At 32.5% G+C, this 15124-nt stretch carries 13 protein-coding genes and 1 pseudogene; 5 read left to right on the top strand and 9 right to left on the bottom strand.

Going from position 1 to position 15124, the window contains the following annotated elements; all coding sequences use genetic code 11:
• Position 1: 1 nt before the first annotated feature.
• On the top strand, positions 2–610 hold the full coding sequence (locus AB1282_RS12995) for a YitT family protein (RefSeq protein WP_429901137.1): 609 nt from the start codon (positions 2–4) through the stop codon (positions 608–610).
• Positions 611–860: 250 nt separating this feature from the next.
• On the opposite strand, the pseudogene AB1282_RS12990 reads toward AB1282_RS12995, so the two are convergent.
• Positions 861–1059, bottom strand: a pseudogene (locus tag AB1282_RS12990) (histidinol dehydrogenase); the annotation flags it as partial.
• A 202-nt stretch (positions 1060–1261) separates the two neighbouring features.
• Between AB1282_RS12990 and AB1282_RS12985 the strand changes: the two are divergent.
• Positions 1262–1687 (top strand): MarR family winged helix-turn-helix transcriptional regulator, encoded by a 426-nt coding sequence (locus AB1282_RS12985; protein WP_056474052.1) that lies wholly within the window; start codon positions 1262–1264, stop codon positions 1685–1687.
• Between the two features lie 41 nt (positions 1688–1728).
• Here the strand turns inward: AB1282_RS12985 and AB1282_RS12980 are convergent, their stop codons facing one another.
• The 5 genes from AB1282_RS12980 to AB1282_RS12960 form a co-directional block, all read right to left on the bottom strand.
• The gene (locus tag AB1282_RS12980; RefSeq protein ID WP_390313024.1) at positions 1729–2775 is read right to left on the bottom strand and encodes a polyamine ABC transporter substrate-binding protein; all 1047 of its coding nucleotides are present in this window, start codon (positions 2773–2775) and stop codon (positions 1729–1731) included.
• A gap of 125 nt (positions 2776–2900) precedes the next feature.
• On the bottom strand, positions 2901–3707 hold the full coding sequence (locus tag AB1282_RS12975) for an ABC transporter permease (RefSeq protein WP_056474046.1): 807 nt from the start codon (positions 3705–3707) through the stop codon (positions 2901–2903).
• The gene (locus AB1282_RS12970) at positions 3708–4559 is read right to left on the bottom strand and encodes an ABC transporter permease (RefSeq protein ID WP_056474044.1); all 852 of its coding nucleotides are present in this window, start codon (positions 4557–4559) and stop codon (positions 3708–3710) included.
• Positions 4556–5530 (bottom strand): ABC transporter ATP-binding protein, encoded by a 975-nt coding sequence (locus AB1282_RS12965; RefSeq protein ID WP_056474040.1) that lies wholly within the window; start codon positions 5528–5530, stop codon positions 4556–4558. Before AB1282_RS12965 ends, AB1282_RS12970 begins: the two co-directional genes overlap by 4 nt.
• A 115-nt stretch (positions 5531–5645) precedes the next feature.
• Positions 5646–7040: an aldehyde dehydrogenase gene (locus AB1282_RS12960; RefSeq protein ID WP_429899280.1), complete on the bottom strand. Its 1395-nt coding sequence runs from the start codon at positions 7038–7040 to the stop codon at positions 5646–5648.
• Between the two features lie 324 nt (positions 7041–7364).
• Between AB1282_RS12960 and AB1282_RS12955 the strand changes: the two genes are divergently transcribed.
• Both AB1282_RS12955 and AB1282_RS12950 read left to right on the top strand, forming a co-directional pair.
• Positions 7365–7985, top strand: a complete 621-nt coding sequence (locus AB1282_RS12955) for a DUF47 domain-containing protein (protein WP_056474035.1) — start codon at positions 7365–7367, stop codon at positions 7983–7985.
• Between the two features lie 11 nt (positions 7986–7996).
• Positions 7997–9007, top strand: a complete 1011-nt coding sequence (locus AB1282_RS12950; RefSeq protein WP_056474032.1) for an inorganic phosphate transporter — start codon at positions 7997–7999, stop codon at positions 9005–9007.
• A 44-nt stretch (positions 9008–9051) separates the two neighbouring features.
• Here the strand turns inward: AB1282_RS12950 and AB1282_RS12945 are convergent, their stop codons facing one another.
• A complete protein-coding gene (locus tag AB1282_RS12945; RefSeq protein ID WP_056474029.1) occupies positions 9052–10257 on the bottom strand; it encodes a D-alanyl-D-alanine carboxypeptidase family protein in 1206 nt (401 codons plus the stop codon).
• Between the two features lie 221 nt (positions 10258–10478).
• On the bottom strand, positions 10479–11147 hold the full coding sequence (locus tag AB1282_RS12940) for a DNA alkylation repair protein (RefSeq protein ID WP_429899277.1): 669 nt from the start codon (positions 11145–11147) through the stop codon (positions 10479–10481).
• A 183-nt stretch (positions 11148–11330) separates the two neighbouring features.
• Between AB1282_RS12940 and AB1282_RS12935 the strand changes: the two genes are divergently transcribed.
• Positions 11331–12542 (top strand): MFS transporter, encoded by a 1212-nt coding sequence (locus tag AB1282_RS12935; protein ID WP_056474023.1) that lies wholly within the window; start codon positions 11331–11333, stop codon positions 12540–12542.
• A 221-nt stretch (positions 12543–12763) separates the two neighbouring features.
• Here the strand turns inward: AB1282_RS12935 and katG are convergent, their stop codons facing one another.
• The gene (katG, locus tag AB1282_RS12930) at positions 12764–14947 is read right to left on the bottom strand and encodes a catalase/peroxidase HPI (RefSeq protein WP_429899274.1); all 2184 of its coding nucleotides are present in this window, start codon (positions 14945–14947) and stop codon (positions 12764–12766) included.
• Between the last annotated feature and the right edge of the window lie 177 nt (positions 14948–15124).

Here is a 15124-nt window from a genome sequence, read left to right as displayed (position 1 = left end):
AATGATTTTAATTGGTTCATTTATTTTGGCCACTACACTTTATCATTTTCATTATCAAAATAATTTAGCTGAAGGTGGGTTTATTGGTATTGCTTTATTAGTAAAAAACGCACTAAATATATCACCTTCAATTACAACTTTGCTACTCGATATTCCAATTATTCTTATCGCTGGATTGTATTTAGGTAGAAAGTTATTAATCAATACTACGATCGGAGCCATCTCATTTTCTGCTTTTTATTCTTTAATTGAAAAAACATCCAATATTACATTTAACTTTGGAAATCATCTTTGGATACCCGCTATTTTAGGTGGAATTTTCGCTGGACTTGGTTTAGGTTTAATTCTAAGAAGTGGCGGTGCAACTGGTGGAGATGATTTAATAACAATTATAATGAGCAAAAAATCTAAAATATCGATCGGTAAAGTATACTTTATTTTTGACGCTGTGATTCTTCTTTGTTCACTAACTTATCTATCATGGAATCAAGTAGGATATACAATTCTTTCAGTTGCAATCTGCGCGAAAGTAACTGAATTTGTCTATGAAAGTAAATTTCAAAAAAAATCTGTTACAATTAAAACTAATGAAAAAAGATTACATGCTTAATGCATGTAATCTTTTTTGGATTCAGAAAAATCTGTGAGCTCAGTTAGAACATTTTCAGCAGCTAAATCGTATAGGCAATCTTTAAAAAGTATTGCCAGTCTTCGATAATCATTGTATTTATCTAATAGCTCGTCCACGGATGAAGCTTCACCCATGCTTGTTTTCTTTACTTCTTCTTGCTTTTTAGCAAACTTAATTGTAAATGTACCTAGTTTTTCAAACATTGAACCGTAGAATTCATCAAAGTTCGATACGCTTACTAATTCTTCTTCTTCAGCGTCAACTTGAAGACCATCAAATTCTCGTAAGAGTTCGTAAATAATGCTATTGTACTCATCATTTAAATAAATACTTTTTTCGATCCTGTACCCGATCACTCGATAGAAATGACCATCGTTCTTCACAAATTGAACAGTATCATTTATTTTAAACTTAAAATACTTAAACATTGAACTTCACCCCTACCAATGTCTCTTTTATCATACTATTTACAAAACACTATAGATACTATACAGCCAAAACTTGACAAATTTAAAAATCTTGCTTAAATTCCTTTCATTCTTGAAAATGATTTAGATAATTGGTAACCTATACGTACAATGCCCACTTTATTTACAACACTAATTCATAATTTAGGAGGTGGATTCTGCCTTGTTAACCGAAAACGACAAACTTCTTCTAGATGATTTAACAAGTTTAATGATTCGAGTTCGAAAAAACTGGCAAAAAACTGATGAAGAAGTAAAAAACTCCTTAACTCCACCAAAATACTTGCTCTTATATTTAATATATAAAAATCAAAAAATTACTGCTTCTGAACTTGGAAGACAAATTGGATTATCTTCAGGTTCTATTACAACCGCTGTCAATAAATTGGTTAATAATCATTTAATTTCTCGAAAAAGGGATAGCCGGGATCGAAGAGTTACTTGGCTCGAATTAACAGATGAAGGAAAGCGTTTGATTGAAGAAAACTTCAATTTCCGTCAAGAATTGTGGCTAACTTTATTCGAAAACCTATCACATAGTGAAAGAGACCAATTTCGATTTTTATTAAACAAATTAATCTCAAACTAAAAAGGTTATCTCTTAAGAGATAACCTTTTTAAATTGAAATATTATTTGCCAGTTTTTAATTCTGTCCAATACTTATCATATAATTCTGTTTGGTCCCCAACGTCCTTAATCCAATTGGTTGCATCAGTTTGTTCTTTTGTTACATTAATATACGGATTTTGTTTATACTCCGCCGAATGATATGGCCCTGATTTACTATTTGGATCAGCATAACCAATCGCCTCATAATTTTGTGCACTTACTTTTGGATCATATATATAGTTTATAAACTTTTCAGCTAGATCTTTTTGTTTAGCATCTTTTGGTATTGCCAAAGTATCTGCCCATCTTGAAGAACCTTCTTTTGGTACAACCCATTTAACATCTTTAAGCTCTTTTTGAATATAAGCAGCATCTCCGGACCATACTTGACCAATCCAAGCATCTTCGGTAATAAACTTTTGTTTTACTGTATCTGTATCGAATGCTAATAAGTTAGGTGTTAATGTTTTTAAATTGTTATAAGCTTTTAGCAATTCGTCCTCATTTGTTGAACTATTTGAATAGCCATTTTTAATTAATCCCATTCCAAATACTTCTCTATTGTCATCAAGTAAAGTAACATGACCTTTGTATTTTGGATTCCATAGATCATCCCAGCTATCTATATTTTCTTTTACATATTTTGGATTATAAGCAATCCCTGTTAATCCTCCAGTATAAACAACTGAGTAGTCACCCTTTGGATCAAACTCTTGATTTGTATATTGTGGTGAAATATTATTTAAATTTGGCATCTTACTTTTATCTAATTTAGCCAACATATTTTGATGAATCATTAGTTTAACCATATAATCTGAAGGCTGGATTACATCATAATTTGAACCACCAGCTTTTAGTTTTGCATACAACTCTTCATTACTTGCAAAAACTTGATAATTAATTTTAACATCATATTTCTTTTCAAATGATTCTAAAACTTTCTCGTCAAAATTATCTGCCCAGCTATAAATATTTAATTCTTTTTTTCCAACTGAACAAGCAGATAAAAGCAAACTTACTAAGCCTAAAGAAACCATTATTGTAGCAGTTTTTCTAAATATACTCATAATGCCTACTGACTACCTCCTTATATTTTGGCACATAAATCCAGTATGCCTTGGTTGATTTCTAATCCAGAAACCTCGTTTTTTAGTGGAACTACCTAAAAAGGTCACTAGAAAACACTTATACTTTAAACGATATAGGATTTTTTCTCTGATTCTTCTTGATTGTTAATACCTTTTGTACGATAAACCTCTGAAATTACCATTAAGAATATAATTGTAACAATTAAAATCGTCGAAATTGCATTTATTTCAGGCGTTACACCTTTTTTAACCATTCCATAAATATAAATTGGCAATGTAGTTGAACTCGGTCCTGAAACAAAAAAGCTTATGACAAAATCATCAATACTTAATGTAAAACATAAAAGTGCTGAAGCGATAATTCCAGGCATTAGCGCTGGTAAAGTTACAAATCTAAATGTCTGCCATGGTGTAGCACCTAGGTCACTTGCAGCATCTTCTAAATCAGTTGACATTCCTGACAGTCTAGCCGCTAAAAGAATAATTACATATGAAATACAAAAAGTGACATGGGCAATAATAATTGTGATACTACCTAATTCAATATGGAAATTAGTAAATAGTATTAGTAATGAGAGTCCCATTAATATATCTGGAACGACAATTGGTAAGTAAACTAGTCCACTAATAAAATTTGAAAATTTATATTTATGCTTATGTAAGGCTAGTGCACAAATAGTACCAAGAATTGTTGAAAGGATTGTAGTTACAATTGCAATAAATAGACTATTCATAAAGGCATCAATGACTTGCGGGTTATGAAATAAATTTATGTACCAGTCAAACGTAAAACCAGACCACTGTGCATTAATCTTTGATTTATTAAATGAAAATAGGATTAAAATCAAGATTGGTAAATATAAGCAAATCAAGATAATTGTTGAAAATCCAATAAGTATAGGTTTTTTCATTTATTTTTCACCTCTACTTTTATCAGCACCAATATTTTTTGTTGCTAAATAGTAAAGTCCTATTAAACCGATTGAAGTAAGGACTAAGAATATTGAAAGTGCAGAACCAAATGGCCAGTTCCTTGCTGCTAAGAATTGATTTTGAATGACATTTCCGATCAAAGCAACTTTTGATCCACCCATTACATCAGAAACGACAAACATTCCAAATGAAGCAACAAAAACTAAAATACTGCCTGCAAAAATCCCCTTCATCGTCAATGGAAGAGTTACATATAGAAAGGTTTGAAATGGAGTAGCTCCTAAATCGTTAGCAGCATCCAATTTTCTGTTATCCAATTGTTCAATGGCAACAAAGATCGGTAACACCATAAATGGTAATAATGTATAGACCATTCCCATTATGACTGATGGCGTATTATAAAGCAGTTGTAAAGGTTCTTTTATAATCCCAAGTTGGATTAATAATGTGTTAATAATCCCTTTTGAGCGAAGGATAACAATTAAAGCATAAGATCTAACTAAGAAATTTATCCAAAAAGGAATTGTGATTAATAATAGTAAAATCCTCTGCCATTTTTCATTTACAACTGTAGCTGTATATGCATAAGGATATCCAATCAATAGAGTAATTATTGTAGTTACTAAAGCAATCCAAAAAGTTGTCCATAAAACTTTTAAATAAAGTGGGTCAAAAACTTTTACAATATTTTCTAGTGTAAAAGTTTTTTCTATTTCTCCATACATTCCATTTTTCATAAATGCGAAACCAAAAATTAATAATAAAGGTACTAGAAAAAAAACTAATAACCAGATAATCGTAGGTGCAATTATGTACTTTTCATTTCTCAATACATAATCACCTCATCTTCTGACTTCCAACTAATTTCAACTTTATCATTTCTATTAAAACTTGTTTGGTCTGGCATTTGGTAGACAATGATTGTTTGTTCGTGTTTATGTAAATCAATAAAGATTTTATTTAAAGTACCAACAAATTCTACATCTCTTATTACGCCTGAATAAGTATTTTTTTCATTTGTAGCATGAGAAACTTTAATATTTTCTGGTCTAACAGCAATTTCTTTTACACCTTTATCAAAGAAATTATTTTCACCAATAAATGTAGCAACAAACTTGCTTGCTGGATCTTGATAAATTTCTTTCGGTGTCCCGATTTGTTCGATTTTCCCATTATTCATAACGACAATTCGATCACTCATACTCATCGCTTCTTCTTGATCATGGGTTACATAGATAAAAGTAATACCTAATTCGCGTTGAAGATTTTTTAGTTCTCTTTGTAAATCTTTACGAAGCTTAAAATCAAGTGCTCCTAATGGTTCATCTAATAATAAGACTTTTGGATTGTTCACTATTGCACGAGCAATTGCAACCCTTTGCTGTTGTCCACCAGATAACTGACTAGGTTTACGATTTCTAAATTCAGTTAATTGAGTTAATCTCATCGCTTCGTTAGCACGGACTTTTTGCTCTTCTAATGAAATACCTTTCATTTTTAATCCAAATTGAATATTTCTTTCAACATTCATATGAGGAAACAATGCATAGTGTTGGAATACTAAGTTCATATCCCTTTTATATGGAGGTAAACTATTAATTGCTTCTCCATTTAGTTTAATCACACCTGATGAAGGTTCTTCAAAACCAGCAATCATTCTTAAAAGTGTCGTTTTCCCACAACCACTTGGTCCTAAAATTGTTAAGAATTCTCCAGAAAAAATTTCTAATGAAAGTGGAGAAATCACATTATTTTCACTAAATTTTTTCTCGACTTGTTCAATTTCAATTATATTTTTCATTTTCCCGTCCCATCTATATTAATATTTTATTATTATGTAAAAATGAATAAATTATTTTTAACATATAAAAAGCCCCTTTTGTCAAGGAGCTAAGAAACTAAGTTACAATTAACCTTTATTTTAACAATTTACGAATAAACCGTAAAGCGTTTTTTGTTGTATGATATCTAATTTTCAAGTCAATTTTAGTTGTTTGTAAAAGGACACTTTTCTCATGTGTAAATGCAGCAAAACTGTACTCCCCATGATAATTTCCTGAACCACTTTCTCCTACCCCACCAAAAGGTAAATTCGGATTCGCCATATGATAAAGAGTATCGTTTACACATCCACCACCAAATGGGACACTCTCAATTACTTTATTAGCTATCTGTTTACTTTCTGTAAAGACATATAGTGCTAATGGCTTAGGGTGTTGATTAATTTCATATATTACTTCATCTATATTTTCATAGGTAAGGATTGGTAAAATGGGACCGAATATTTCTTCAGACATAATTGGTGAATCCCAAGATAAATCAGAAATTAAAGTCGGTTCGATTTTATGAGATAATTGATCAAATTCCCCTCCATGTAGGATTTCACCATTATTCAAAAATCCAACCAAACGATTAAAATGGCGATCACTGATGATCTTTGTATAATCATTATTTAACAAAGGTTTATTACTATAAAACTGAACAATTTCATTCTTTAAAGCCTCAATAAAGTCCATTTTTACTGATTTGTGGACATAAATATAATCTGGTGCAATACAAGTCTGTCCTGCATTCGTAAATTTCCCCCAAACGATTCTTTTCGCAGCTAGTTGGATATTCGAATCGTTATGTACAATTGTTGGGCTTTTCCCACCTAATTCAAGTATTAATGGCGTTAAATGTTTACTTGCTGCTTCCATCACAATTTTTCCAACTTGAACACTGCCAGTAAAAAAGATGAAATCAAATTTTTGTTGTAATAAGATCGTGCTTTCTTCAATTCCACCATCAACTACTGCGATATATTCTTTATCAAAATTCTCATTAATTATTTTATTAATAATGATTGATGTATTTGGCGATAATTCCGATGGTTTAATAATAGCAGTATTTCCCCCAATGATTGCACCAATTAATGGAGCCATCGTTAATTGAAATGGATAATTCCAAGGGGAGATAATTAATGTTACTCCATACGGTTCTCTGTAAATATATCCTTTTGTACCAATATGCGTAATCGGAGTTTTAACTTTTTTAGGCTTCATCCATTTTTTAATCTGTTTAATTGCTTCCGATATTTCTTTTAAAGTAAATCCTATTTCAGTCATATAGGCTTCAAAATCTGACTTATTTAAATCCTTTTTTAAGGCTATTTTTATTTCATCTTCGTTCTCTACGATAGATTTATATAATTTTTTTAATTGTTCAATTCGGAAATTTGAAGTTTTAGTTGAACCAGTCTGAAAAAATGCTTTTTGCTTAGTTACTAATTGTGTAATTTCAGATGCTTTGTATGTACTTTCCAAAATCATCACATCCTTTTTTAGTCCAATAGTTTAAACGTATAATCTAATGCTAAATTAAAATCTCACATAAAGTCAATAATTCTGTGAATACTATTATTAATATTAACTTAGTGTAGAAATCGAAATATTAACTTTGTTAAGGGAATGTAAAGATATTGTAAATTTGTAAATTAATTAAACGTTTTTAATTGATTAATTTCAAAAACCAATTATTATTATTAACGTGGCCTTTACTTTTTTCGACATTTTTACATAGTTTCTGACATTTTAAAATTAACTGATAAATGTGAAGGTGATAATAAATTATATGTTTTAGTTGGAGGAATCATAATGTTTTTTGGACAAAAAAAGGATGTATTCTTTGAAAAGCTTTTAAGTATAGCTGAAAACTTGCACGTTTCATCAAAGTATTACGTTGATTTTAAAATAAAAAATGCAAGCGACTTAAAAAAGTTTCAAGAAGAAATGAAAGAATATGAAACAAAAGGTGATAAGTTTATTCACTCTTTAATCGTTGAATTAAACAAAACCTTTATTACTCCAATTGAGCGAGAAGATATTTTACAACTTGCAATGAAAATGGATGATGTATTAGATGGATTTGAACATTGTTCAGCTCGATTTGAAATGTATTCAATCACATCTGCTGATGAATATATGGTTAAATTCGTTGATATTCTTCAAAAAGCTGTTGAAGAAATTTTACTTGCAGTTAAATTACTTTCAAATAAAAAATTATTAGAAATCCGCGTTCATGCAATAAAAATTAAAGATTACGAATCTCAATGTGATGAATTATTACGTACTTCAATTAAGCAACTATTTATGAATGAAAAAGATCCTATCAAAATTATTCAGTATAAAGAAATCTACGAAGGTTTAGAATCTGTAGCTGATAGTGCACAGGATGTAGCAAACACTCTTGAGCAAATTATCATGCGAAATGCGTAAGGAGTCATAAAATGGAGCATTTATTTTTACTTACGATATTAATCGTGATTTTTGCATTTTTGTTTGATTTTATTAATGGATTTCATGATACTGCTAATGCAATTGCAACGTCCGTTTCAACAAAGGCATTGAAACCACGTACAGCTATTTTAATAGCAGCTCTAATGAATTTCATTGGTGCAATCACATTTACAGGAGTTGCCAAAACGATTACGACTGGTATCGTTGATCCGATTACAATTGAAGGCTCAAACGGACTAGTTGTCGTAATCGCTGCTTTATTAGGCGGTATCTTTTGGAACTTATTAACTTGGTATTTCGGTATTCCAAGTAGTTCTTCTCATGCAATCATTGGTGCAATTGCTGGTGCTGCTGTCTCAGCAAAAGGATTTGGCGTTTTAGAGGCGGACGGTTTTATTAAAATTATCGAAGCTTTATTAATTTCACCTGTCATTGCAATTACGCTTGGTTTTATTGTTATGACGATTTTAGCAACTATTTTTAGACGTTCTAACCTATCTAAAACGAATAAAGGCTTTAGATTAGTTCAAATTTTCACAGCTTCTTTACAGTCATTTACACACGGTACAAATGATGCACAAAAAGCAATGGGAATTATCATGATCGCTTTAATTGCCGCTAAAATTGAACCAGCAGGTGCGGACGTTCCATTATGGGTACGTATCGGTTGTGCTATGGCAATGGCTATTGGTACTTCAGTTGGTGGTTGGAAAATTATTAAAACTGTTGGTGGTAAAATCATGAAAATTCGCCCGATTAACGGTGCAGCAGCTGACTTATCTTCAGCAGCTATTATTTTCACCTTTACTGCTTTACATTTACCAGTAAGTACAACACACGTAATTTCATCTTCTATTATGGGGGTAGGTTCTGCACAACGTGTTAAAGATGTAAACTGGGGTACTGCAAAACGAATGGTAATCACTTGGATTATTACAATCCCAATTTCAGCAACAGTAGCAGCAATTTTCTATCAAATTCTAAAATTAATCTTACTTTAATAATAAAAAGGCGAAACGTAAAAAATACGATTCGCCTTTTTTATTTACATATATTCTCTTTTCCTTTTTGGTTTTGTAATAAAAAATATTAACACCAAAAGTAAAATTACCGATCCTGCAATAATAAATGTATTCATAGAAAGGATTGTCGGACGGTCATACGATTTAGCAGCTAATAACTCAGAACTAAAAAGTTTTTCATTATTGGCCCATACTTCAACTGTCCCAAGTTTTTGATTATTAGAAATCCCATTTTCCTTGTATGATTTATCTAATGAATTTATGGGTTTTAATTTAATATTGTAATTTGTATTCGCGCCTAATGCCGTCAAAAAAGATAAATCGTTCGGTATTTTTGTATGAATTAAATCATCTCTTATTTTTAATTCCTTCTGCCAATCACTTTGTTTTATAAGAGTCTTTTTATGGATTCTTGAAAATGCATAGGAATCTAATAACTTAATATCTTGTAGATATTGCGGTTTTGATGAACGTAATAAAATATTAATAATCATTTGGCCGTCTTTTTTATCTATTTCAATTAATGTATTCCTAGCAGAATCAGTGTATCCAGTTTTCCCTGCAAAGAAGTAAGGATTTTTAAACATTTTTCCACGATTAAAAATATATACATTCTTTTGCTTAGATGTATTAATACGAGCATCTTTTGTACCCATTGCTTTAATGATTAATGGGTATTTTAAAGCTTCCTTTGTTATTAAAGCTAAATCATAGGCAGTTGTATAATGATTTACATTGTGAAGACCATTTGGATTCATGAAATTTGTGTGATTTGCGCCAATCTTTTTAGCCTTTTCATTCATCATTTTTACAAAGTTGTCCATATTTCCGCCAACTCTTTCGCCAATAGCATATGCTAAATCATTGGCACTTAAAATCATCATTGTTTTTAATGCTGTATTTCGATCTAAAACTTCTCCTTCAGAAAAAAGGATTTGAGAATTACTTTTTTCTTCTTGGATACTTCTTTTAGTCATTTGAATTTTATCATTCTCTTTTAAATGATCCATCATAACCATTGCGGTCATTATTTTAGTTGTGCTAGCTGGGAAATCAACTTTATCTGCGTTCTTACTATAAATTACTTCCCCACTATCAGCCAATATTGAAATTGCTTTATCACTAAATAGCTTTATTTCTTCTGCGTGTACAGTTTTTTGAATAAAGAAGCTACTAATTAAGCTAATACATAGACATAATTTTATAATATGATTAAAAGTAGATTTCATGAACACTAAATCTCCTTTGAACTTTTTTCATTTAGTTATTTCGTACAGTTTACATAACTCAAATTTAAATAAGCTACTCTATAAAAGAGGAGTGGTTTAAAAAAACAATAATGCACCTATTATAACCTTTTCATACTAATGTCTCAACTAGCTTTAATTTAGCAATAGTTTTCAATTAAAATAAAATATATCGGTTATTTCCCGGAAAATCGACACATTTATTACTTTAATTTATCAATATATTTTAATCCCTCTCTTTTGCTTAAAGGTGATAAATTAGTTTGTTTGATAAATAATTTAACCTCTTTAGGCTTGATATAGGAATATTCTCTCAACGCCCAACCTATTGCTTTTTGAATGAAAAATTCTTTGCTTTCTTTGAGTAGTCGGCAATAATGAAATAGACGCTCTTGATCAGTTTTCTCTTTAAACTTCATTTGAAATAATAAGGCTACTCTATTCAGCCACATATTATCCGAAGTTATCCACTTACTAGCGTACTCATCAATCAATTCTGGATAAATTAAAAAATGATAACTAATTAATCGTCCAGCAATTGTATCAACTGTATCCCACCAAGACTTTTCGACTACTAGTTGTTCATATAATTTTATCCGTTCAACCTCTGCTTTTTTATACTGGCGGTCCAAATATGTCAATGCAATGTATTGAAATTCTCTTTCCTCTAAGCTCCAAATATCGATAATTGATTCTAAATTTGGTGGTTCGCCATTACTCATTCGAAACTTTCTCAACAGTGCATTCCGTTCTGGTGCTTTAATTCCTAAAAATGTAAATCTATTTTTCATATATGCTTCCATTGCGAGCCGATTTATATCATTTTTATGCTCTTTAAAAAATCTCATTAGTTCTGTTGAATAGTTGTCCATCCTACACTCCCTATCGATTACAATCGTGATCATCTTTATTAAAAAATTCGCTTAGCATAGCAACTTATTATTTCTTCTATTATAAATGAGCATCAAGATTAATGAAAAGTGTATGGAGCAAAATTGTGTAAATTTTCCGAAGATTAGTTTATGATAGATACGTCAATAAGAAAGGAGGATATTATGCAACCAGCAGTTAATACAAAGGTTATTAATCAGTCAACAATGTATCAAATTTTATTTGCAATCAGTTTAGGGCATTTATTAAATGATTCTATGCAAGCAGTTGTACCAGCCATATTTCCAATTCTAGAAAAGACCATGAATTTAACTTATACAGAAATTGGATTCATAGCCTTTGCGCTAAATATGACTTCCTCTGTAATGCAACCCGTTTTCGGGATCTTTTCCGATCGGAAGCCGTCACCATTTCTCCTACCTATTGGAATGGCATCCAGTTTATTAGGAATGCTTTGCTTAGCATTTGCTCCTAATTTATTTATTGTATTATTATCTGTTCTATTAATTGGGATAGGTTCTGCCATCTTCCATCCAGAGGGCTCAAAAGTTGCCTTCTTGGCGTCTGGTTCAAAAAGAGGACTCTCGCAAGCTATCTACCAGGTAGGCGGAAATACAGGGAACTCACTGGCTCCAATCTTTACAGCACTAATTTTCGTACCTCTAGGACAAAAAGGTGCTGCATGGTTTACACTCCTAGCTGCCATTGGAATTTGTGTATTAATATACGTATCCACTTGGTATCGAAATAAACTAAAAGAAAACCCGTTTAAATTAAAAGGTAAAGATCAGTCTTCAGGTGAAAGTATCAAAATTACATCAGCTGTCAAATTTGCTATTATACTGCTTGTATTTATTACATTTGCACGTTCTTGGTACTCAGCGGGCATAGGAAATTATTATCAGTTTTATTTAATTAAAAGTTATGGTTTATCGATTAAAAGCACACAATTATATTTATTTATATTTATGATTGCAGGCGTAATAGGTACTTTCATAGGTGGAACGCTAGCTGATCGCTTCGGAAAACGGAATATGATTTTGTTTTCATTAGTTGGTACATTTCCATTAGCCTTATTATTACCTCATATCTCTTTACTGGCAGTTATTCCAATCTTATTTTTAATAGGAATTATTAGTTCAAGTTCTTTTAGTGTAATTGTTGTTTACGCTCAAGAATTAGTTCCTGGAAAAGTTGGTTTAGTAAGTGGATTAATAGTTGGTTTAGCATTTGGAATGGGTGCTTTAGGAGCAGTATTATTAGGTGTAATTGCCGATGCTACTAGCTTAAAATTCGTAATGAATTTATGTAGCTTCTTACCACTACTAGGTTTAGTAGCTTTTATGCTACCAAATGATCGAAAAAAATCAGCTTAAGTGAGAAAGTATTTTCCTATAAGCTCTTTTAAATCTTAATTTACAACCTAAAAAGGCTGTCTATATGACAGCCTTTTGTATGTAGACTGTACATTAGTTTTTCAGAATGATTGCAAGCAACAATTTCATCCTTTACCTAGAAAAATCCTCCCTGATTGGTCAGGAAGGATTTTTCTTTAAATTATATTATTAAGTTTAGTTTTTTCATAATCTATGTTTTTTCATGCAAGGTCGAAGCGATCTGCATTCATTACCTTAACCCATGCAGCGATAAAGTCACGCACAAACTTCTCTTTGTTATCGTCTTGAGCATACACTTCTACTATCGCGCGTAGCACTGAATTTGAACCGAACACTAAATCAACACTAGTTGCAGTACGTACTTTCTCACCTGACTTGCGATCACGTCCTTCAAATACGTCTCCGTCAACAGGTGTCCACGCAATTCCCATGTCTAGCAAGTTTACGAAGAAGTCATTAGTAAGTGTGCCAACTCGATTAGTAAACACTCCGTGTTGTGTGCCATTATAGTTTGTACCTAATACGCGCAAGCCGCCAATAAGTGCAGTCATTTCTGGTGCGGTAAGGCCTAATAGTTGTGCCTTATCTACTAATAGCTCTGCTGAATTTACACTATATTGTTTCTTTTGATAGTTTCTGAAACCATCAGCGATCGGCTCTAGCACTGCAAAACTTTCTAAATCTGTTTGCTTTTGTATTGCATCTCCACGTCCTGGAGTAAAAGGAACTTTTACATCAAAACCTGCATCTTGTGCAGCTTTCTCTACTGCGACACTACCACCAAGTACAATCAAATCAGCCATGCTGACTTTCTTATGTAGATGGTTTTGAATACTCTCTAGTGCATTCAGTACTTTTGCAAGTTGGTCAGGCTGGTTTACTTCCCAATCCTTCTGTGGAGCTAGACGGATTCGAGCTCCATTAGCACCACCACGCATATCTGAGCCACGGAAAGTACTTGCTGAAGCCCAAGCAGTATTTACCAATTCACTAATTGTAAGTCCTGTGTCAAGGATCATTAATTTGATCTTTTCAACCTCTGCATCAGTTATTTCATTTTCACAAGCCGGTATAGGATCTTGCCATATTAAAACTTCTTCTGGGACCTCCGGACCTAGATATCTTGAACGTGGCCCCATATCTCTGTGCGTTAGTTTAAACCATGCACGAGCAAATGCATCGGCAAAATCTTCTGGATTTTCATGGAAACGACGAGCTATCTTTTCATATTCTGGATCAAAACGCAATGACATATCAGCAGTAGTCATCATTGTAGGAACACGAACGGTTGGATCTTCTGCATCTGGAGCAAGATCCTGCTCCTCAGGGTTTACAGCAAGCCACTGAAATGCACCTGCTGGACTCTTAGTAAGCCACCATTGATATTTAAACAATAAGTCAAAGTAACCATTATCCCATTTTGTTGGGTTTGCAGTCCAGGCACCTTCAATACCACTAGTAATAGTATCACGACCTTTACCAGAGCCATGAGTACTTAGCCAGCCTAAGCCTTGAGAATGAATCGGAGCTGCTTCTGGTTCTGGACCAACATGAGCAGCATCTCCTGCGCCGTGGGCTTTACCAAAAGTATGTCCTCCAGCGATTAGTGCAACTGTTTCTTCATCATTCATTCCCATACGAGCAAAGGTTTCGCGTATGTCACGACCACTTGCAATAGGATCTGGATTACCGTTTGGTCCTTCGGGGTTAACATAGATAAGACCCATTTGAACAGCAGCCAGTGGATTCTCAAGGTCACGATCACCCGTGTAACGCTTATCCCCTAGCCATTCCGTTTCATTACCCCAGTAGACGTCTTCTTCTGGATGCCAAACGTCTTCGCGACCGCCTCCAAAACCAAATGTTTTACCGCCCATTGATTCAATAGCAACATTACCTGTTAGTATAAATAAATCAGCCCAAGAAATCTTGTTACCATACTTTTGCTTAATCGGCCAAAGCAGGCGACGGGCTTTATCTAGATTTCCATTATCAGGCCAACTATTTAGTGGAGCAAAACGCTGTGTACCAGTTCCTCCTCCACCACGGCCATCACCTGTACGATATGTACCTGCTGAGTGCCAAGCCATACGTATAAAGAATGGACCATAATGTCCATAATCAGCAGGCCACCAATCTTGACTGTTTGTCATAAGAGTGTGAAGATCCTGCTTAAGTGCTTGATAGTCTAACTTGTTAAATGCTTCTGCATAATTAAATTCTTCATCCATAGGGTTAGATTTTCTGTCATTCTGGTGTAGAATGTTCAAATTTAACTGGTTTGGCCACCAGTCTTTATTTACTGTACCACCAGTTTTAGGAGTAGTAGTGCTACCGTGATTAAACGGGCACTTTGCAATGTTAGAATTGTCATTCGTTTCCATACTTGTATTCCTCCTTATTAGTAAATAAATACCCAAATAATTATGTATCTTGTATTACTTTTTAAACAAGATATGATTAATTATTATGCAATCATTATATTAAACTATTACATATAATAATAGAAATAACTATCACAAATAAGATATAATTCTTAACATTGTGAACAATTGATGACA

The organism is Gottfriedia sp. S16(2024) (assembly GCF_050473765.1).
Lineage (GTDB): Bacteria > Bacillota > Bacilli > Bacillales > Bacillaceae_G > Gottfriedia.
This window is presented reverse-complemented; position numbering and strand designations above follow the sequence as displayed.

What these genes read in the sequence shown, in the direction of transcription:
- AB1282_RS12975 (WP_056474046.1), bottom strand. Translation starts at nt 3,707, where the DNA reads ATGAAAAAACCTATACTTATTGGATTTTCAACAATTATCTTGATTTGC.
- AB1282_RS12935 (WP_056474023.1), top strand. Translation starts at nt 11,331, where the DNA reads ATGCAACCAGCAGTTAATACAAAGGTTATTAATCAGTCAACAATGTAT.
- AB1282_RS12960 (WP_429899280.1), bottom strand. Translation starts at nt 7,040, where the DNA reads ATGATTTTGGAAAGTACATACAAAGCATCTGAAATTACACAATTAGTA.
- AB1282_RS12950 (WP_056474032.1), top strand. Translation starts at nt 7,997, where the DNA reads ATGGAGCATTTATTTTTACTTACGATATTAATCGTGATTTTTGCATTT.
- AB1282_RS12965 (WP_056474040.1), bottom strand. Translation starts at nt 5,530, where the DNA reads ATGAAAAATATAATTGAAATTGAACAAGTCGAGAAAAAATTTAGTGAA.
- AB1282_RS12980 (WP_390313024.1), bottom strand. Translation starts at nt 2,775, where the DNA reads ATGAGTATATTTAGAAAAACTGCTACAATAATGGTTTCTTTAGGCTTA.
- AB1282_RS12945 (WP_056474029.1), bottom strand. Translation starts at nt 10,257, where the DNA reads ATGAAATCTACTTTTAATCATATTATAAAATTATGTCTATGTATTAGC.
- katG (WP_429899274.1), bottom strand. Translation starts at nt 14,947, where the DNA reads ATGGAAACGAATGACAATTCTAACATTGCAAAGTGCCCGTTTAATCAC.
- AB1282_RS12995 (WP_429901137.1), top strand. Translation starts at nt 2, where the DNA reads ATGATTTTAATTGGTTCATTTATTTTGGCCACTACACTTTATCATTTT.
- AB1282_RS12940 (WP_429899277.1), bottom strand. Translation starts at nt 11,147, where the DNA reads ATGGACAACTATTCAACAGAACTAATGAGATTTTTTAAAGAGCATAAA.
- AB1282_RS12955 (WP_056474035.1), top strand. Translation starts at nt 7,365, where the DNA reads ATGTTTTTTGGACAAAAAAAGGATGTATTCTTTGAAAAGCTTTTAAGT.